Here is a 17,187-nt window from a genome sequence, read left to right as displayed (position 1 = left end):
GGAAGGCGGCCGCCGCTACGCGGGATCGTCGGCGTCGTAGTAGGCCGGCCGGCGCTCAAGCTCGGCGGCGACGAATATCTGCGCAAAAAGGGGGAATTTGGCCTCTAACCGGCGTTGCAGGTTCCGCCGGCGGGCGCGCGCCTTGGCCTCTCGGCTCCATCGGCGAATGGGCTTCTGTGAAACCAGCCCCCAGCATATGGCATAGCCCTGCCCCGGCTTCCACATCTGCTCTATCTCGGCCGGACAGCGCGCGCCGCGCGGCACGGTCATTTCGGCCAGAATCGTCGGACCCGGACAGGGGATATCCCGCCGGCGCCATTCGAGGGAGTAGCGAGCAAGCTCGGTCATGGCTCGCCTCAGAACAGGGCGAGCTGTTGGGCGGGACGCGCCGGAATGTGAAAGCTGGGCGCGGCAGGCTCGGCCGCCGTGCTCATGCACTCCCGTGCGTCCTCGAAGTCGATGGTGACGATTTCACAGAGGGGGGAAACGTCCTTCCAGCAGTCGCGGTAAAAGGTGGTGTCGACGCCGATTCCGCATTCCATGTGCAGGCCGGTCAACCGCTCGAAATCGAGGCCGCGCCCTTCCTTCCTGCGGTCGTAGAACTGCGCGCCGGAATAGACGAAGCTGGAAGACATCTGCGGGATGATGAACGTGCCGCGATCGGCGAGCTGGCTCGCAATGTCGATGACGTGAAACTCAAATTCCGGCCCCTGATAGCGCGGGCCGTTACCGTTCCGGCGCACCTTGCCGAAAGGCGGGTTCGATATGGCGCTATCGAACATCTCGGCTTCAAGGTCGGTCTTCCACCAGTTGCGCCAGTCCATCACGTCGGCAACGATCCAGCGGGCCTCCGGCACCAGCTTGCGGCCAATCTCGGCGTAACGCGGATTGATCTCCACGCACACCATTTCCCGGACAGCAGACCGGGAGGAACCCAGCGCGACCACGTTGGAAGCGAGAGCGCCGATACCGGCGCACAGGTCGATGACACGGCCGGCGACGGCATCAATTGCGCAATCCCCAGCGAGCCCGTCGGGGGTGAAGAATGCGCCCGCCGTGCCGTTGTTGTGGGTCGCCCCCTCGTGCCAGTTGTCGAAGACAAAGGCGCGCTCATCATCAGACAGACGGTCCTTGGTCAGGATTGCCTCGGCTTCCTTGTGGGCCTTGGTCTGGGCCTTGGTCAGCTTTGCCATCTGTCTTCCCCTTTTTCGCTGCGAAGCAGGCTGCGTCCTGCTTCCTGAGGGTCGCGGAGACCGGGGGAGTTGGGGGGCAAGGGGGATGATGACGGGGGGAACCACCCACCCGGAGGGCGGCGCGCAGCGCCGGCATGGCAGGCCCTTTAGGGCCGAATGCTGGGGGGTGGCGTCATCGCCCTTGCTGGGGATGAGGGGGCAGCGCCCCCTGGCCCCACGTCCTGCAGAAGGAACTGGCGCGCCCTGGCGCGCGCTGCGGTCTGGTGATGTCGTCGCCGGCATCGAGGGGGGAGAGGCGAGAGGGGTGGCGGAGCCCCACTCTCGCGGCGGATCTCCGCGCGGTCGATCCGCGCGGCGGCCGCGCACGGCGCTTCAACCTGGAACGGGCGTGTGCTATATATCTGGAGGTGGGGGAGCGGACTTTCGCCCGCCCCCCCTTGTTGCGCCTAGATGAAGAAGTTGACCCGGAGCGCGGCCTGCCAGCCGCTCCGGGTTTTCTTCAAACTAAACGACACACTCAGCGGTATAAACCACATCGCGTGTCCTCCATTTGAGGGCAAGGCCCGTTGCCTCGGCCGGGAGGCCAATCTCCCCGGTGGCGCGGGCTGGCTTCGCGCCGGCTGCTTCTGCCCTCAAATTCGATTCCGTTTCTTATCGTCCTCGATGTTAAGAATGTCTCCGCTGGCCGCGCCTATGGGCTAGCGCCGTCTGACGGGAAGCCCCCATAGCTGCCCAAGGTGCTCGGCAATCGCCACGGCGCGGGCCATATCGCCCGGCGGGCCATCGGTGATGCACTCGCACCCGGCATGCGTCTCGGTCGGCCGATACCGTCCATAGACGGACCACAGTTCTGCATCGGCATCGTCGCACGCCTCGAAAATCGTCCCGTCATCGAAGGGCATAGACACATCGCGCACGCCGCCAACCTCCAGCCAGTCGAACAGGGCGATTTCTTCGGTCGTCGGGGGCTTGCCGCCGGTCCAGCAGTTGAACAGCTCGGCCTCTGTGAAAATGTCGTCGGTCATGCCATCCGCCTTTCCAGAGCCATCAGGAGCCGCCGATAGAAGGCGATAGCCGCATCGCTGGCCTCGTCGGTGGTGTCGGCCTCGGGGAAGCCCGGCACGATCAGGGTGTGCCCGTCATAGGCGTGGCGCGCATGGATGGTCACGATATCCCGCACCGTCTCGTCATCGCCGTGCAGCAGGGAAAAGGCGCCCTCGGGGACATGCCGGCCGAAGCCGATGATTCCGGTCGGGTAGCAGTATGAGAACGTTATGGGCAGCGGCACCGGCGCGCCCTCGGGCTGAATTGTTGCGGGCTCGGCCATGGTCTTCCTTCTCCTTTCGCTGCGAAGCAGGCTGCGTCCTGCTTCCTGAGGGTCGCGGAGACCGGGGGAGTTGGGGGGCAAGGGGGATGATGACGGGGGGGACCGCCCACCCGGAGGGCGGCGGCGTTTACGCCGCCGGCATGGCAGGCCGCTTGCGGCCGAATGCTGGGGGGTGGCGTCATCGCCCTTGCTGGGGATGAGGGGGCAGCGCACCCTGGCCCCGCGCCATTCACCAAAGGACTGGCGCGCCCCGGCGCGCGCTGCGACCTGGTGATGTCGTCGCCGGCATCGAGGGGGGAGAGGCGAGAGGGGTGGCGTCGCCCCACTCTCGCGGCGGACCTCCGCGCGGTCGATCCGCGCGGCGGCCGCGCTCGGCGCTTCAACCTGGAACGGGATTGTGCTATACAGAGCGTCGGAGTGAGGAGCGGGTTTTCACCCTCTCCCCTGTTCCTTAGAAGAGAATTGAGACCCGGAGGGACAGTGACCAGCTGCTCCGGGTCTTTCTCATTCTAAGGGACACACTCAGCGGTATGAACCACATCGCGTATCCTCCGATTTGAGGGCAAGGCCGTTGCCTCGGCCGGGAAGGCCCATCCTCCCGGTGGCGCGGGCTGGCTCCGCGCCGGCTGCTTCTGCCCTCAAATTCGATCCCGTTTCCTATCGTCCTCGATGTTAAAAATTCGCAGCGGGACTGCGCGCGGATCGTGGCATCAGAACAGCTTGAGTTGTTCGACTGTCGCCTTCGAGCGAGCAGCGCGAGCGGTCGCCTCTTGCTGTTTGGCGAGTTCGCGCAGTTCGCGCTCTTCATTCTTGTTCTGTGCCTCGATGTTGTAGCCCCGGCATGCGTCGTTGGCGGCTTTCTTCGCCTTGTACGCGACCATCAATTCCCCTTCCGGGCTCTCGACGGCAAAGCCCGCATTGAATTTCACAACCCGGAACATCTTGGCCTCGGTCATCTGCCGGTTTCCTTTTCGCTGCGAAGCAGGCTGCGTCCTGCTTCCTGAGGGTCGCGGAGACCGGGGGAGTTGGGGGGCAAGGGGGATGATGACGGGGGGGACCGCCCACCCGGAGGGCGGCGGCGTTTACGCTGCCGGCATGGCAGGCCGCTTGCGGCCGAATGCTGGGGGGTGGCGTCATCGCCCTTGCTGGGGATGAGGGGGCAGCGCCCCCTGGCCCCGCGCGCTGACGATAGATCTCGCGCGCCTGGCGCGCTCTGTGATCCTGTGATGTCGCCGCCGGCATCGAGGGGGGAGAGGCGAGAGGGGTGGCATCGCCCCCCTCTCGCCGCGGACCTCCGCGCGGTCGATCCGCGCGGCGGCCGCGCACGGCGGCTTAGCCGCTTGGCGTCGCCTTGATGATAAAAGGACCGACGTTCTGGCCCGGCTGCGCCTTGGTCTTGATCTGCTCAATCATCCGGTTCTGCTGCTCAGTTGGCACGCCCTGTTGTGTCCAGAGGCGGCGCAATTCCGTTTCCGGGTCGTCTGTCATGTTGCTTCCTCGCGATGATGGGGAACCGGGGCGCTATGCGCCCCGGTCTGTCGCTCACTCGGCGGCAAGCGCCATGTCGTCGCCCATATCGTCGTCGCCCATGTCCTCGGCGTCCTCGATGTCCTCGGCCGCGTCAGGGAAAGCCGGCGTCTCGATGCAGGCCGGCACGTAGTCGGCGCGCATCTCGGCAAGGGTGCGGATCACGGCCTCATACTTGGGTAGCTTCTGCATGCTGGCGATCCGGTCGGCCGGCACGTCCTGCGAGGCGAGGATATCGGCAAGCTGCTTCTTGGACAGGCGCTCAAGGAACGCTTGGTCTGCCTTGAAGTGCCGGGTGATGTCGAAATCGACGGCGCGGGCGATGTCATCGGCGCGGGCGAGGCGAACCGGGCGCTTCTTCTCGTGGCGCATCTGCACGGCGTTGAGGTTGATCGACGTCACCACGGCCAGCAGGTCCAGCAGGGTCGGCAGCGTCTGCTTGATGAGCCATTCCCAAAGCTCGGCCACGTTCTGCGGCAGTTGCTGGCGGGTCTGTTCAATGAGGTCATTCCAGCCGGTGAGAGCGGCGCTGGCGGCGGGGTTCTGAATCGACGGGGTAAGGTCCTTCTGCTCGCCGCGAAGCTCCACGGCGCTCTCATAGGACGCATAGCCCATGCTGTGCTTGTAGATGGCGCGGATCAGAAGCGGGTGAAGGCTGGCGGCTAGGGCGATGTCCGGCCGGCCGGCGAGCGTGATGCGCAGCGCGGCGGTGCGCTGGGCTGTCAGTTCCTCGACCAGCACGGAAGAAATCGCGGGTGTGTCGTCGTCGGCGTCCTCGGGACGCTCTACCAGTGCGGCGGCATCTTCCAGTGAAGCTCCGTTGATGATGGCTTCAACGACCTTCCAGTCTTCATTCCGGACAAGTCCACGGGAGACTTTCATCGAGCCATCGGTCGCGACGGACACGACACTGCCGGCCTTGCCCATAAGGGGGTGATCGTAGCGAGTTGCCGCTTCATCGAGCGCTTCCAGCCGGTCTGTCACCTCGTCATATCGTTGCGACGCGGCCTCAAGCTCGGCGTCCGTGCCGTCTTCGGTATCGAGCTTTTCGGAGAGGGTGTCGGCTTCGGCCTGCAACGCCTCGATCTCGGCTTTCTGCTCCGGCGTGGGCTCCCCGCGCGTGGGATAAATGCGATGGAAGCCGGCGGCATAATGCAGATTGCCCTCAAGGTCCGGTTCCACCCAGCCCCAGCCCTCGGCGGCCAGTACCTCGGCTTCTTCGGCCAGCTTCTCCATGACCATGCGCGTGAGCAACGGTCGATCAGTCAGATACACATCGCTCGCTTCGGAAAAGAGGTCGCGCGACACGGTGCCGCCGGCCTGCTCGTAGGCTTCCAGCCCGACGCACCGCGCGAAACGATGATCGCCCTTCACATGCTCGCGGCTGAGCGTTTCGCGGATCGTCCGGGGATCGCGGGCCCAAGACGTCCTAGCGTCGAACCAAGCGGAGTCTTGTTCGGCGTGATCGTCGGACAAGGCGAGGGCTTCGGCCTGCTCAAGAGTGATCAGCCCGTCGCCCATGGCGGCGAGGATGCGGGGCGACAGGTGGGCTAGCTTGAGGCGCCGGCGCACGGTCATGTGGGAAATACCGAACCGGGCGGCGATTTCCTCGGGGGGCAACCCGCCTTCGGAGAGGGTGCGGAAGGCGGCGATTTCGTCCACCTCGCTCATGCGCTCGCGCACGATGTTCTCGGCTAGCGAGAGTTCGGCATTGTTGGCCTCGGTGCGGAACTGGCACATGACGCCATGGTCTTTTGTGATTTTCCCCTCTTTCGCCAGCAAGGCGAAGGCGGCGAGGCGGCGCGCGCCGGCCACGACTTCAAACTTGCCCTTAGTGCCCTTGCTGACGACGAGATTTTGCAGCTGGCCGTGGGCGTGGAGGCTGGCGGCGAGTTCGGTGATGCCCCCTTCGGAGCGGAAACGACGAACGTTCGCGGGGCTGGGAACCAGCTTGTTGAGGGGGATGGTGTGAAGGTCGGTGGCGGTGTCGGTCATCTGTCTTCCCCTTTTTCGCTGCGAAGCAGGCTGCGTCCTGCTTCCTGAGGGTCGCGGAGACCGGGGGAGTTGGGGGGCAAGGGGGATGATGACGGGGGGGACCGCCCACCCGGAGGGCGGCGCGTTTACGCGGCGGCATGGCAGGCCGCTTGCGGCCGAATGCTGGGGGGTGGCGTCATCGCCCTTGCTGGGGATGAGGGGGCAGCGCCCCCTGGCCCCGCGCCCTTCACGAAGGGACTGGCGCGTCCTGGCGCGCTCTATGTGGTCTTGGGCAACGGGACTAACATGCCCTACGGTTGGCGGTTACACATTCTTCGACATCAGAGCCGGGCGTAGAGGCGGGGACATCAGTGGCAATTGAGGCGTTCATTGAGCGGTGGTCTGCGTCCGAAGGAGCGGAAAGAGCCAATTATGCTATATTCTTGAGTGAGCTATGCGACCTCCTGGAGGTCGAGCGTCCGCATCCTGCAAGGGCTGTCAGCGCCCTCAATGACTACGTCTTCGAGCGTTCTGTCCGTTTCAATGATCCGGTGACGGGGAGCACGACCGGGCGCATCGACCTCTATAAGAGAGGTTGCTTTGTCCTAGAGGCCAAGCAGAGCCGGGAACGTGGTCAGCCGAAAGCCGTCGAACAGGATGGTGAGTCAACGATTGACGGCGCGCCGCCGACTCGGAGGTCGTGGGACGTGCTGATGCTAAATGCGCGCCGTCAAGCAGAAGATTATGCGCGCGCTTTGCCTGACGATCACGATTGGCCGCCGTTTCTCATCACGTGCGATGTCGGCAACTGCTTCGAGATTTATGCAGATTTCAGCGGAAGAGGCCGGAATTACTCCCAGTTCCCCGACCGCACCCGTTTTCGCATCTATCTCGCTGATTTGAGGCAGGACGAGACGCGCGCCCTATTGCGGGCCATCTGGACTGATCCTCATTGCCTCGATCCCGCCAAGCATACTGAGAAGGTGACGCGCGAGGTCGCGAAAAGTCTAGCCGAGGTTTCCAAGAAGCTGGAGAAGGATGGGCACGATCCCGAGGGGGTGGCGATGTTCCTGATGCGCTGCCTCTTCACGATGTTCGCCGAGGACGCGGGCCTTCTACCGGAGCATTCGTTTGAAAACCTCCTCGGGCGTTGTGAGGCCGATCCGGGCCTTTTCCCGCGCCTTGTGGGTCAGCTTTGGCAGGCGATGGATGGGGGCCAGTTCGCTTTTGCGTTCGAGACGACTGTTCGCCGATTTAACGGCAAGCTGTTCAGAGACGCAGCAGTGTTCGACCTTGATGCCACGGGTATCCGTCACTTGAAGAGTGCGGCTTCTAAGCGATGGACCGACGTCGATCCGTCGATTTTTGGAGCGCTTTTGGAACGCGCGCTGAGCACGAAAGACCGTGCCAAGCTCGGCGCGCACTTCACTCCACGCGCATACGTCGAGCGCCTTGTCGTCATTACCGTGATCGAACCTCTCCGCCAGGAGTGGAACGCGGCTCAGGCCGCCATGGATGAAGCGCGGTCCAAGGGAGGTCTCGATGAAGCTCGTCAGATCGCTGCGGATTTCCACCACCGGCTTGCCACAGTGCGCGTGCTGGACCCGGCATGTGGAACAGGGAACTTTCTGTATGTCACAATGGAGTTGATGAAGAGGCTCGAAGGCGAAGTGCTCGACGCTCTTGCTGGCCTTGGCGAGTCCACTGCTAGGCTCGGCTTCCAGGGCGAGACTGTTGACCCTCACCAATTCCTTGGTCTGGAGCTCAATCCGCGGGCCGCGGCAATCTCCGAACTGGTTCTTTGGATCGGCTACCTTCAATGGAATCTCAGAACGCTCGGGGGAGCCGCGCCATCTGATCCAGTCCTGCAGGCCTACGGAAACATAGAGGTCGCCGATGCCCTGCTAAATTACGAACTACTTCCACCCGTTCGCCTGGCCAATGGTGAACCAGAGACTCGCTGGGACGGAGAAACCAAGACAATACACCCTGTGACGGGTAAGAAGGTGCCGGACGTCACGGCCCGAGTGCTCGTCCACCGTTACGGGAGCCCACGGCCGCGCAGCTGGCCCCCGGCGGATTTCATAGTCGGCAATCCACCGTTCATTGGCATCCGTGTCATGCGCGATCGGCTTGGAAGCGATTACCGAGATGCTCTTCTCGCCGCATACCCCGACGTTCCCGGCACTGCTGACCTTGCGATGTACTGGTGGATGAAGGCCGCGCAGGCAGTGCGATCAGGGCAAACGAAACGCTCAGGACTTGTTACAACCAACAGCATTACGCAGCAATACTCGCGCATCGCAGTAGAGAAGGCATTGAATGGCAGGCAGGCTCCTAAGCTGATATTTGCGATCGCCGATCATCCGTGGGTCGAAGACAAGGACGGCGCTAACGTCCGTATCTCAATGACGGTCTGCGCCGCCCCTGACTATTCTGGCCCTCTGCGCCTCGGAACCCTCACGAAAAAAAGTGACGCCAATACCCTGCGGCTTGCGGAGGTGGAGCGGATCTTCAGCGATTTGACAGCCTCAAATGCCCGCTCGCGCGTGAAAGCATTGGAGAGCAATAAGGCGATGTGCTTCCAGGGGTGTGTTCCAGGGAACGACGGCTTCAAGCTCGGAGCTGACGAACTTGGTGCCTATGGCAGCGCTCAGCGCGATGGGCGTATCCGGCCCTACATTATCGGTGACGACCTCACCGAACGGCTCACACATGAGCACATCATTGATGTTGAAGACCTCGACGAAGAAGATCTACGGCGGACCTACCCTGCCATCTATCAACGGTTATTGCTAACAGTGAAACCCACGCGCGACCTCAATCGCAACGCCTATCGTCGGAAAAATTGGTGGCGGTATGCAGCCCCAGCGAAGACGATGCGCAACGGCCTCAAAGGACTCAGCAGATACATTGCCACGCCTTACACGGCTAAGCACCGACCGTTCGTCTTCGTTGCCGCCGACGTCATTCCTGACGCGATGGTGTACGCGATTACGTCTGACTGCGCCGCACTGTTGGCGGTCCTGTCGTCCTCTGTTCATCACGCCTGGTGTCGCTTTTTCGGGGGGACGCTTGAGGATCGACCTCGGTTCAACAACACTGAGATATTCCCGCAGTTTCCGTTTCCCGAACTAACGGAGGCACAAGTCGGCCGATTGGCGGACCTTGGTGAAACGCTCGACCGTCTCCGTAAGGATCAGATCACGACGCACGAAGAACTCACTATCACGGGACTATACAATGTTGTCGAGCGGCTTCGAGCGATCCGAGCCGATCCTACACAACCATCCCTGTCCAATGCTGAGCGTGCTATCCACGATGCAGGGTTAGCTTCTCGCGTGCTGGAGCTTCACGATCAAATTGACGCTGCCGTGGTTGAATCATACGGCTGGCCTGCGGACGTTTCAAACGAGGACATTTTCAAGCTCCTTGTAGATCTAAACAGCGCCCGCGCGGCGGAGGAAGCAATTGGTCAGGTCAAGTGGCTGCGACCTGAGTACCAAACGGTGCGCATGGCTGCGCCTATTGAAGAGGAGTCGGACCTTCGACTGGAGGAGCGCGAGGCAGAAGAGCAGCGCAATCCCTTCCCATCGAACGGTATCGAGCGCGCTGGTGCCATCATGGCAGTTCTCGCGGGCTCCGAGGGTCCGCTTACAGTCGAGCAGATCGCGGCTCGCTTCACGCAGGGGCTCCGGGCTCGCACGCCGATCACCAGCATCCTCCTCTCGTTGACGCGAACCGGAGCCATAGTCGCGTCGGAGGGGCGCTACTTCTTGCGCAGGGCTGCATAAACGGAACTGTCGGACTGACAGCTCCTGGCGCTCAATAGCAAGATCGTCTGCCGCATCAGCGCTCCGGCGTCGGGATTCCGATAGGGCTGTATCGGGACGGGCGCTTGCGGTCGGCGGGGATCTTTCTGCTGAAGCCGGCGCATGATCCGCGTCGGGCGGCCTCGATGTCGTGCTGCAGCCATGCCTGGCCGACGAGAAGGGCGCGGATGGCCTCGCGTGGATCTCCGCCGCACGCGGCGATCGCGCTGTCGATCTCCTGATCGGTGATGTCGACGTGCGGCCCGGACTGCATGGAGGTCGGCATGGCCTGTCTCCCGATCAGCGACTTACATCGTGTTTGAGAAAGGACGCCGGGGCAAGGAATGCGGCCCCGGCGCCAGTTTGGGAGGAACGCGGCAGGGCTATACGCCCTGCCGCCGCATCTTCTGGACGAGGGCGACGTTCGCGGCCGCCTGGTCGGCGGACAGGTCCCGGGCATAGGTTTCAGCGGCGGCGTGTGTCTTGCCCTGCATGGCGAGGACAAGGGCGTAGGACTGACGCACCCGCGCATCGGCCTCGGGGTTCCCGGCGGCCTGCTGCGCGAGGGCTTCGGCCTCGGGCAGGCGTCCGGCGAGGGCGAGCGTCATGGCCTTGTTGGACATGACGCGCGGGTCCTGGCTCAGGTTGAGCGAGCGATCGAAGAAGGCGAGCGCCGTCGCGTAGTCGCCCTTCTGGGCGGCCGCCACGCCCTGGGCGCTGAGGACGGAGGGGTCCGGGCGATCAGGCGTGTGGGCCTGGGCGAGGACACGTTCAGCGTCTCCGACCTGGCCGGCGTTCAGGAGGCTCTTGCCATAGGCGGCGCGAAGCTCGCGATCATTGGGGTTCTTCACGGCCGCGACCCGAAGGACGGCCGTGGCCTGTTCGCGCTGGCCCTGGGCTTGAAGGGCCTGGGCTTCGGCGATGACGGAGGAAGAGGGGGAACCGGCGGCGAGAGCCGCCGGTTTTGTGAAAGACGAGCATCCGGCCAGAAGCAGCCCGGCGCCGATCGCTCCCACGCAAAGAAGCTTCTGCATATGGGTTTTGCTCACGCTTACCTGTTCATGTCGCTGGTGCATGTCAGTCACAGCGGATTTCATAGAACAGGTTGCGATTCACCGTGCTGCCGCCTCCGGTGCAAAGCGCCCCTTGATAGGACCAGCACTGGCGACCACGCGCCCATGATGGCCCCTTTTGGCCGGGTTTCGCCGAGAACATCTCGAATTGAGGCGTGGACTGTCCGGCCTCCACGGTGGCGGTTGCCTGCGCCAACAGCTCGGCCTGGGAGTAACAGGTTCCGCCGCCGGTCTCGCCTTCCTTGGGATTGCCCTCTCCCCACCCCAGGCAAGCATGGGCCGTGCCCACGCGCACCCATGTGCAGGTCGACGCCACGCAGCTATTCACGTCGCCCCGAACAGCGCCGGTCGCGACCCAGCCGCTCCAGCTGGGTTCCAGGGCGCCAGCCGCGCAGGACGAGGTGCGTTCTTCTTCGGCCTCCCACGTGTGGCTGCCGGTTTGGCCGGCGGCGCACGCTCCGGTCTTCGCGCTCCAGCGACGTTCGGACGCCAGCGGCGTGCAGACGGCCTCACGAGCGGTCGAGCCGGAAGCGACGAGCAGATTGCCGGCCGGCGAGACCAGACCGTAGAGCGGGCCGAAGAGGGGGCTATAGGGCAGCGTGCCGGAGAGGGTTACGCGACCGTTTTCACGGGTGATGGTGAAGACGGCTTCGTCGGCGGACGCATAGTTGCCGTCCTTGAGAAATTCGCCGATCTGGGCCTTGGCGAGAGCGATCACCTGCGCGTCGGTCTGGCCGCGCGCGGCCTCGCCGACAGAGGTGTCCATGGCATGCTGCAGCTTGCCCTGCAAGGTGGACGCGCGGGTGTAGTCTACCACCATGACGCCGGCGCCGAGGGCGGCGACGAGGAACAGCCCGACGAACACGGCGACACTTCCCTCGGAGGATGAGCACAGGCGGGCAATGTGTCTCTTGATGGGTCCAGTCATTGTCATTTCCATTGCAAGAAATCGATGGCTGCGGGCATGACCGCGAGGACCATCAAGGGGAGGAGGAAGAAAACGGCGACGGGAAGGGCCATGATCGCCGCGATGGCGGCCGCTTTTTTCTCGATGCGGGACATGCGGATTGTTCGACCGTCCGCCGCGAGGGCTCTGAAAGCTGGCCCGATTTCGGTTCCCTGTTCATCCGACTGGATGAAGGCCATGCAGGCGCTTTTGACTTCGACGACGTCGGAACGACGGCCGAAATTCTCAAAGGCGTTTCGCTTTTCCGGCAGCAGGGACATTTCGGTGATGAGGATCGTCAGATCCTCGGCAAGCGCGCGCGACCGGATGCTGATGTCGGAGGCGACGCGCCGCAGCGCGGCGTCGATCGACTGCCCGCCCTCGACGAGGATGATCATCAAATCCAGAGCGTCGGGCCATGCGTCCTGGATGGACGCCTGGCGCTTGCGCGTGGCGCGGTCGACGAGAATGTCCGGGACCTTCATGCCGATATAGGCGGCGAAGACCACGGCGCTCAGTTTCAGCGGCAGGGGCAGCGCCATCACGTCGAGAACGCCGAAATAGATGACGCCTATCGCCATGCCGGCGAAGGGAAAGAGGAACTTCGCCGCGAGATAGGCCGCCTCGGCGCGCGTGCCGCGCTTGCCGGCGCGGTGAAGGCGGTCCCGCATGTTCTCTATGGCGAACCACTTCTTGAGGGCGAGCGTCCGCACGAGATAGTCGGCGACAGCGTCGCGATAGGAGCCGGGCCGAGTGGCGACGGCGGGTGTGCCGGCCAGCGTGCGGGGGCGGCTCCGGTCGCGGGCGCGGCCCATGGACAGCGCATGCAGACCTGCGAAAACCGAGACGCCGATAAGAGCGGAGGCGAGTGCGAGCTGCGCTGACATGGTGCTCACCCGCCGCTCATGGCGTTGTCTTGCATCCGCTTCAGCACAAAGAAGCCGATCAGCACCCAGACGACGCAGACAGCGGTGACGATGCGCCCGCTCGTGGTGGTCCAAAGGACCTGGGTTCGCTCGGGGTCCATGAAGTAGGTCAGGCCCAACAGCAGGAACGGCATCGCCGCGAGGGCCTTCGCACTGGAGCGCGCGGATGAACCCATGGCCTCGATCTTCTCGTTGAGCTTGCGGCGCTCGCGCAGCGTGTTCGAGAGATTGCTGAGGGTGTCGGCGATGGCGCCGCCCTCGGTCTCCTGGATGCTGATGGCGATGGCGAGGAACCGGGTGTCTGATATGGGCACCCGGTGGGCCAGCATTTCGGTCGCGTCTGTCAGCGAGGCGCCGATGCTCTGGGCATGCACGACCAGCTCGAATTCCGTCCGTACGGGCTCGGCGGCTTCCCTGGCGACTGAGCGGATGCATTCGGAGACGGGAAGACCGGCGCGGGTTCCGCGCACCAGCACGTCGAGGGCGTTGGGAAGCTCGTGCGAGAACGCGGCGTAGCGCGCCGCGATCTTGCGTTCCAGATAGGCGGCGGGAAGCATGAACCCGGCAGCAAAGGCAAGCGGCAGGGAAAGGATCACCGATCCCGTGGCGACAACGAGCACAAGGAAGGCGAGGACGCTGACGCCGATCTGCACGCGGCGATATTGTGATCGGGACCAGGACAGGCCCGACCGTTCCAGGCGGAGTTCCACGGCGCGGGCGCGATCGCCGGCACCCCTGCGGGCCTGCTCGTCGCGGCTGAGCTGCGCCAGGCGTTCCATGATCATCTGACGGCGTGCGTGCCGGGCCGTGCGTTCATCCCCGAACAGGGCGGCCCTCGTGCGATCGACGAAGGCCCGCTTGCGGTCGCTCGCCAGCGAGGGGTTAAGGTACTGATAGAGGGAGCCCATCACGAGCAACGACACGGAACAGGCGCCGAACAGAGCTGCGAGGGTCTGCATCACGGCTCCCTCGCGTTCATGTTGAGGGCGGACAGCGCGGCGGCCAGGCGCTCGGCGAGGCCATAGCGTTCGGCGACCCGGTAGAAGGAGGGGCGGAGCTGCCCTTTGCCGACATGTCGGCCGCGCGCGTGGTCGTAGACGATCAGGTCTTCCGTCGTGATCGTCTCGCCTTCGACGCGCAGCACGTCGGTGACATGCGTCACCACGCGCTTGCCGGTGATCAGCTGCTCGGTCTGGATGATGACGTCGAGCGAGTCGGCGAGGTCGCGCTTGATGTTGAGGCTGGGAACGGCCTCATAGCCTTTCGCCGTGCGTATGAGCGCTTCCATGCGGGAGAGGGCAAGCCGGGGATCATTGGCGTGCACGGTGCCCATTGAGCCGCTGTGGCCGGTGTTCATCGCATTGATGAGATCGACGGCCTCTTCACCGCGCACCTCGCCGACGATGATGCGGCGCGGGCGCATACGCAGCGCGTTGCGCACCAGCTGCCGCATTGTGATTTCGCCGGTGCCCTCGGCGTTCTCGGCGCGGGTTTCCATCCGGACGACATGCGGAAGCTGCAGCTGAAGCTCGGCGGTGTCCTCACAGGTGACGATGCGTTCGCGCTCGTCGATGCAGGACGAGACGCAATTAAGCAGGGTGGTCTTGCCGGAGCCCGTGCCGCCGGAAATCAGAATGTTGAGGCGGCACCGGCCGATGACGGCGATGACGTCCATGGCCTCGGGACTGAGCGAGCCGGCGGCGACAAGCTGTTCGAGGGTGAGGCGTTCCTTGCGGAATTTTCGGATGGTCAGGATGGTGCCGTCGACGGCGATCGGCGGCAGCGTGACGTTGATGCGCGAGCCGTCTTTCAGGCGGGCATCGCAGATCGGCGAGGATGTATCGACGCGCCGGCCGGTCTCGTCGACCATGCGCTTGGCGATGCGCTGCAAGGCGTCCTCGCTGCGAAAGCGAATGTCGCTCTGCACCATGGAGCCAGCGATTTCGAGGTGAATAGCGCCGGTGCCGTTGACCATGATTTCGGAGATATCGTCACGCGCCAACAGGGGCTCCAACGGCCCGAAGCCGCACATCTCGGCGGTCAAATCGTTGATCAGCCATTCGCGATCCGCCGCTTTGAGAAAGCCGGCCTGGGGGTCGGCCTGCAGGGTCTGACGGATGGCGTTGTTGACCTCGGCGCGGAAGGCATCCGAGGAAAGCGCCGCCGGATCGGCCGGGCCGAAGGTATCGGCCGCCCGGAACAGGGTGTCGGCGGTGCGGTTGCGGACGGCATCGAGGCGTTCGCGATCCTCGGCCCGGATGGTGGAAACCGGCGCGAGCTGGACGACCTCGGGCTTGGGCGCGGGGGCGGCCGGGGTGTCCGGGAGTTTGGTCTTGCTACCGAAGAGAGCCATGGCGCCGGTCACTTCCTGAAGGGGGACAGCAGGCGGGTGGGAAGGTCGCGCAGGGCGGCCAGCGGCCCGCTGCGCGCCGAGGCGGCGGCAAGAGGGGTCACGGCGGCCGGATCGCCGGGGGCAATGCGGGCATAGACGGCGCGGAGAGCGCCGGCGGCGGCGCTGTCCGGCGCGCTGGCGGCGATAAGGGTGCCCTCGGCTTCCGCCTCGGCGAAGGTCTTCGGCTCGGCGGGAACCGTCACGATGGCGCTCGGGCTGACATTCAGGGCGCGCGCCACCTCTGTGACAGACCAGTCCTGTTCCGCGCGTCCCGCCTGCCCGGCCTGGTTGAGGACCAGAACGGGTTCGGGACCGTCGGCGGCGCGGATCTCGCGCAGGATGGCGCTAGCACGGGGTATCGCGACAAAATCGGGTGTCGCGACGAGGACCAGGTGATCGGCCCTGGCGAGCGCCGAAAGGGTATCGGGTCCGAGCAGCCAGCCCGGAAAGTCCGTCACGACCGTGCGGGCGGATTTGCGGGCGGTGTTGAGAAGGTTGGGAATGCCCCGCCGATCGACGCTGGCGCCAAAGTCGCCCTCAGTGCTGGCGATGCCGAGGTTCGGCGAGAGCGGCGTGCTCATTGTGATTTTGTCGAGCATTTCGTTATCCAGCTCGATGGGCTGGTAGAGCATGCGCGACAGGTCGGGGTCGGGCTCCAGGCCAAGAAGGGCCGGCAGCGACGACATCGGCACGGACATATCAAGCAGCAGGCTGGAGCCGGCGCGCGCCCCGAGCCATGCGAGGTTGGCCGCGATGGTGGTCGCTCCGACACCGCCGCGTGCGCCGATGACGAGCGTGACGGCGCCGATCGCGCCGTCGCTCTCGCGGCGCGACAGGACGTGATCGCCGATGGAGCGGATGAGGTCCGCCGGCGAGAAGGGAGCGACGAGATAGTCCGCCGCACCCTCGCGCTTCAGCCGGCGATAGAGCGCAATATCGTTGTGGTGCCCGATGACGAAGACCTGGGTGGCCTCGCCGCAATGGGGCGCGAGAAGCGCCAGCTCGTCCATCAGCTGATCGGCGCCCTGGCCGGGCTGCATCTCGATCGCGACGATGTCGGGAACGGCGCCCAACTGCTGGATGGCGCGAATGAGGCCGGGCACGCCGTCCTCTCCGAGGAGGCTGTTGACGCGCGACATGCTGTCGTGGCGGATCGCGGCGGACAGGACGGCGCCAACCGGCGCCGTCGTATGGGCGGCCACCAGAGAGAGCCGCGGCAGGGCGCGGATACCCGGCTCGGGCATGGAAGAGGTGTTGTCGACCGCGACAAGCATCAACGGCCTCCCGCGTCTTGCACGGAGATCGCCTCAGCGGTGTAGCCGGTGCTGGGGTCGCGGCCTTCGCGCAGGGCGCGCACGTCATTGACCCTCTTGCCGGCGTCGCCGGCGGCGGCCATTCGCGGGCGTTCAATGTCGAGCGGGTCGAGCGCCTGAGCGGCGATGTTGGCCTGATAGGCGCAGCCGAAGTTCCAATAGGGCTCGTTCGACCACCACTCATTGTCCGCGGCCGCTTGTGAAATCTGCCCCCCTCCCCCGCCCCCGCCCGCGAGGTCGAAAGGCCATTGCCCGCATTGATGGGGCACAGCGGCGGCAAGGGCTCGGTAGGAGAGGTAGATGGGGGCGATGCTGGTGATGCCGGCGTCATCGTAAGACGCCTGGCTGATGGCCCGGGCCGGGATACCCTGGCGGACAAGCTCGTCGCGGACGGTGGACACGGTCTGGCGGGTGAGCGGATCGGCGCGCCCTGCCCCGGCGGGGACGCGGATCATGACGTTGCTCCGGCTGTCGGCCCGGTAGGCGCGCGCGAACTGCGCGACGTCATCGGCCTGCCGCCGGTCTAGCCCGCGATGTGTGGAGGGATAGACGGGCAGGCTTCGGGCTTCGTCGACCAGCTCGATAGGGTGGCGCGCATTGACGGAGGACGGGTAATAGCCGGTGTCGAAACGCTGCTGGGTGCAGCCGGCGGCTGCAAGGGCGACCAGGGAGGCGGCGAGGATGTGGGTGCTGTTCATGATCGT

At 64.8% G+C, this 17,187-nt stretch carries 16 protein-coding genes; 1 reads left to right on the top strand and 15 read right to left on the bottom strand.

Annotation, left to right across the window (positions count from 1 at the left end; translation table 11 throughout):
- Positions 1–15: 15 nt before the first annotated feature.
- The 7 genes from G3A50_RS22165 to G3A50_RS22130 all read right to left on the bottom strand — a co-directional run bounded on the left by G3A50_RS22165 (position 16) and on the right by G3A50_RS22130 (position 6,042).
- Entirely contained in the window at positions 16–348 is a 333-nt protein-coding gene (locus G3A50_RS22165) for a theronine dehydrogenase (RefSeq protein ID WP_163078303.1), read from the bottom strand.
- A gap of 8 nt (positions 349–356) precedes the next feature.
- Positions 357–1,193, bottom strand: coding sequence for a class I SAM-dependent methyltransferase (locus tag G3A50_RS22160; RefSeq protein WP_163078300.1), 837 nt, complete (start codon positions 1,191–1,193; stop codon positions 357–359).
- A gap of 698 nt (positions 1,194–1,891) precedes the next feature.
- A complete protein-coding gene (locus tag G3A50_RS22155) occupies positions 1,892–2,218 on the bottom strand; it encodes a hypothetical protein (RefSeq protein ID WP_163078297.1) in 327 nt (108 codons plus the stop codon).
- On the bottom strand, positions 2,215–2,520 hold the full coding sequence (locus G3A50_RS22150) for a hypothetical protein (RefSeq protein WP_163078295.1): 306 nt from the start codon (positions 2,518–2,520) through the stop codon (positions 2,215–2,217). The genes G3A50_RS22155 and G3A50_RS22150 overlap by 4 nt, the downstream gene beginning before the upstream one ends.
- A 710-nt stretch (positions 2,521–3,230) precedes the next feature.
- Positions 3,231–3,476, bottom strand: coding sequence for a hypothetical protein (locus G3A50_RS22145; protein WP_163078292.1), 246 nt, complete (start codon positions 3,474–3,476; stop codon positions 3,231–3,233).
- Positions 3,477–3,852: 376 nt separating this feature from the next.
- On the bottom strand, positions 3,853–4,008 hold the full coding sequence (locus G3A50_RS22135; protein WP_163078289.1) for a hypothetical protein: 156 nt from the start codon (positions 4,006–4,008) through the stop codon (positions 3,853–3,855).
- A 54-nt stretch (positions 4,009–4,062) separates the two neighbouring features.
- Positions 4,063–6,042 (bottom strand): ParB/RepB/Spo0J family partition protein, encoded by a 1,980-nt coding sequence (locus G3A50_RS22130; RefSeq protein WP_163078286.1) that lies wholly within the window; start codon positions 6,040–6,042, stop codon positions 4,063–4,065.
- 350 nt (positions 6,043–6,392) lie between these two features.
- Between G3A50_RS22130 and G3A50_RS22125 the strand changes: the two genes are divergently transcribed.
- Positions 6,393–9,815, top strand: a complete 3,423-nt coding sequence (locus G3A50_RS22125) for a class I SAM-dependent DNA methyltransferase (RefSeq protein WP_163078283.1) — start codon at positions 6,393–6,395, stop codon at positions 9,813–9,815.
- A 55-nt stretch (positions 9,816–9,870) separates the two neighbouring features.
- On the opposite strand, the gene G3A50_RS22120 is transcribed toward G3A50_RS22125, so the two are convergent.
- The 8 genes from G3A50_RS22120 to G3A50_RS22085 form a co-directional block, all read right to left on the bottom strand.
- Positions 9,871–10,119 (bottom strand): hypothetical protein, encoded by a 249-nt coding sequence (locus G3A50_RS22120; RefSeq protein ID WP_163078280.1) that lies wholly within the window; start codon positions 10,117–10,119, stop codon positions 9,871–9,873.
- 97 nt (positions 10,120–10,216) lie between these two features.
- Positions 10,217–10,867 (bottom strand): tetratricopeptide repeat protein, encoded by a 651-nt coding sequence (locus tag G3A50_RS22115; RefSeq protein WP_163078277.1) that lies wholly within the window; start codon positions 10,865–10,867, stop codon positions 10,217–10,219.
- A 43-nt stretch (positions 10,868–10,910) separates the two neighbouring features.
- Entirely contained in the window at positions 10,911–11,771 is an 861-nt protein-coding gene (locus G3A50_RS22110) for a TadE/TadG family type IV pilus assembly protein (protein ID WP_246252623.1), read from the bottom strand.
- 65 nt (positions 11,772–11,836) lie between these two features.
- The gene (locus G3A50_RS22105; RefSeq protein WP_246252621.1) at positions 11,837–12,739 is read right to left on the bottom strand and encodes a type II secretion system F family protein; all 903 of its coding nucleotides are present in this window, start codon (positions 12,737–12,739) and stop codon (positions 11,837–11,839) included.
- Positions 12,740–12,744: 5 nt separating this feature from the next.
- Positions 12,745–13,737 (bottom strand): type II secretion system F family protein, encoded by a 993-nt coding sequence (locus tag G3A50_RS22100; protein ID WP_163078268.1) that lies wholly within the window; start codon positions 13,735–13,737, stop codon positions 12,745–12,747.
- A complete protein-coding gene (locus G3A50_RS22095) occupies positions 13,737–15,131 on the bottom strand; it encodes a TadA family conjugal transfer-associated ATPase (protein WP_163078265.1) in 1,395 nt (464 codons plus the stop codon). Before G3A50_RS22095 ends, G3A50_RS22100 begins: the two co-directional genes overlap by 1 nt.
- Positions 15,132–15,139: 8 nt before the next feature.
- Complete coding sequence (locus G3A50_RS22090) at positions 15,140–16,444, bottom strand: CpaE/TadZ family protein (protein WP_163078263.1); 1,305 nt, start codon at positions 16,442–16,444, stop codon at positions 15,140–15,142.
- Positions 16,444–17,181, bottom strand: a complete 738-nt coding sequence (locus G3A50_RS22085) for a CpaD family pilus assembly protein (protein WP_163078261.1) — start codon at positions 17,179–17,181, stop codon at positions 16,444–16,446. The genes G3A50_RS22090 and G3A50_RS22085 overlap by 1 nt, the downstream gene beginning before the upstream one ends.
- Positions 17,182–17,187: the final 6 nt, after the last annotated feature.

Source organism: Ancylobacter pratisalsi, from assembly GCF_010669125.1.
GTDB lineage: Bacteria > Pseudomonadota > Alphaproteobacteria > Rhizobiales > Xanthobacteraceae > Ancylobacter > Ancylobacter pratisalsi.
Note: the sequence above shows the minus strand (reverse complement) of the source record. Positions and strands in the feature narration are given on the sequence as shown.

What these genes read in the sequence shown, in the direction of transcription:
- G3A50_RS22135 (WP_163078289.1), bottom strand. Translation starts at nt 4,008, where the DNA reads ATGACAGACGACCCGGAAACGGAATTGCGCCGCCTCTGGACACAACAG.
- G3A50_RS22085 (WP_163078261.1), bottom strand. Translation starts at nt 17,181, where the DNA reads ATGAACAGCACCCACATCCTCGCCGCCTCCCTGGTCGCCCTTGCAGCC.
- G3A50_RS22150 (WP_163078295.1), bottom strand. Translation starts at nt 2,520, where the DNA reads ATGGCCGAGCCCGCAACAATTCAGCCCGAGGGCGCGCCGGTGCCGCTG.
- G3A50_RS22095 (WP_163078265.1), bottom strand. Translation starts at nt 15,131, where the DNA reads ATGGCTCTCTTCGGTAGCAAGACCAAACTCCCGGACACCCCGGCCGCC.
- G3A50_RS22160 (WP_163078300.1), bottom strand. Translation starts at nt 1,193, where the DNA reads ATGGCAAAGCTGACCAAGGCCCAGACCAAGGCCCACAAGGAAGCCGAG.
- G3A50_RS22130 (WP_163078286.1), bottom strand. Translation starts at nt 6,042, where the DNA reads ATGACCGACACCGCCACCGACCTTCACACCATCCCCCTCAACAAGCTG.
- G3A50_RS22100 (WP_163078268.1), bottom strand. Translation starts at nt 13,737, where the DNA reads ATGCAGACCCTCGCAGCTCTGTTCGGCGCCTGTTCCGTGTCGTTGCTC.
- G3A50_RS22165 (WP_163078303.1), bottom strand. Translation starts at nt 348, where the DNA reads ATGACCGAGCTTGCTCGCTACTCCCTCGAATGGCGCCGGCGGGATATC.
- G3A50_RS22105 (WP_246252621.1), bottom strand. Translation starts at nt 12,739, where the DNA reads ATGTCAGCGCAGCTCGCACTCGCCTCCGCTCTTATCGGCGTCTCGGTT.
- G3A50_RS22120 (WP_163078280.1), bottom strand. Translation starts at nt 10,119, where the DNA reads ATGCCGACCTCCATGCAGTCCGGGCCGCACGTCGACATCACCGATCAG.
- G3A50_RS22155 (WP_163078297.1), bottom strand. Translation starts at nt 2,218, where the DNA reads ATGACCGACGACATTTTCACAGAGGCCGAGCTGTTCAACTGCTGGACC.
- G3A50_RS22145 (WP_163078292.1), bottom strand. Translation starts at nt 3,476, where the DNA reads ATGACCGAGGCCAAGATGTTCCGGGTTGTGAAATTCAATGCGGGCTTT.
- G3A50_RS22090 (WP_163078263.1), bottom strand. Translation starts at nt 16,444, where the DNA reads ATGCTTGTCGCGGTCGACAACACCTCTTCCATGCCCGAGCCGGGTATC.
- G3A50_RS22115 (WP_163078277.1), bottom strand. Translation starts at nt 10,867, where the DNA reads ATGCAGAAGCTTCTTTGCGTGGGAGCGATCGGCGCCGGGCTGCTTCTG.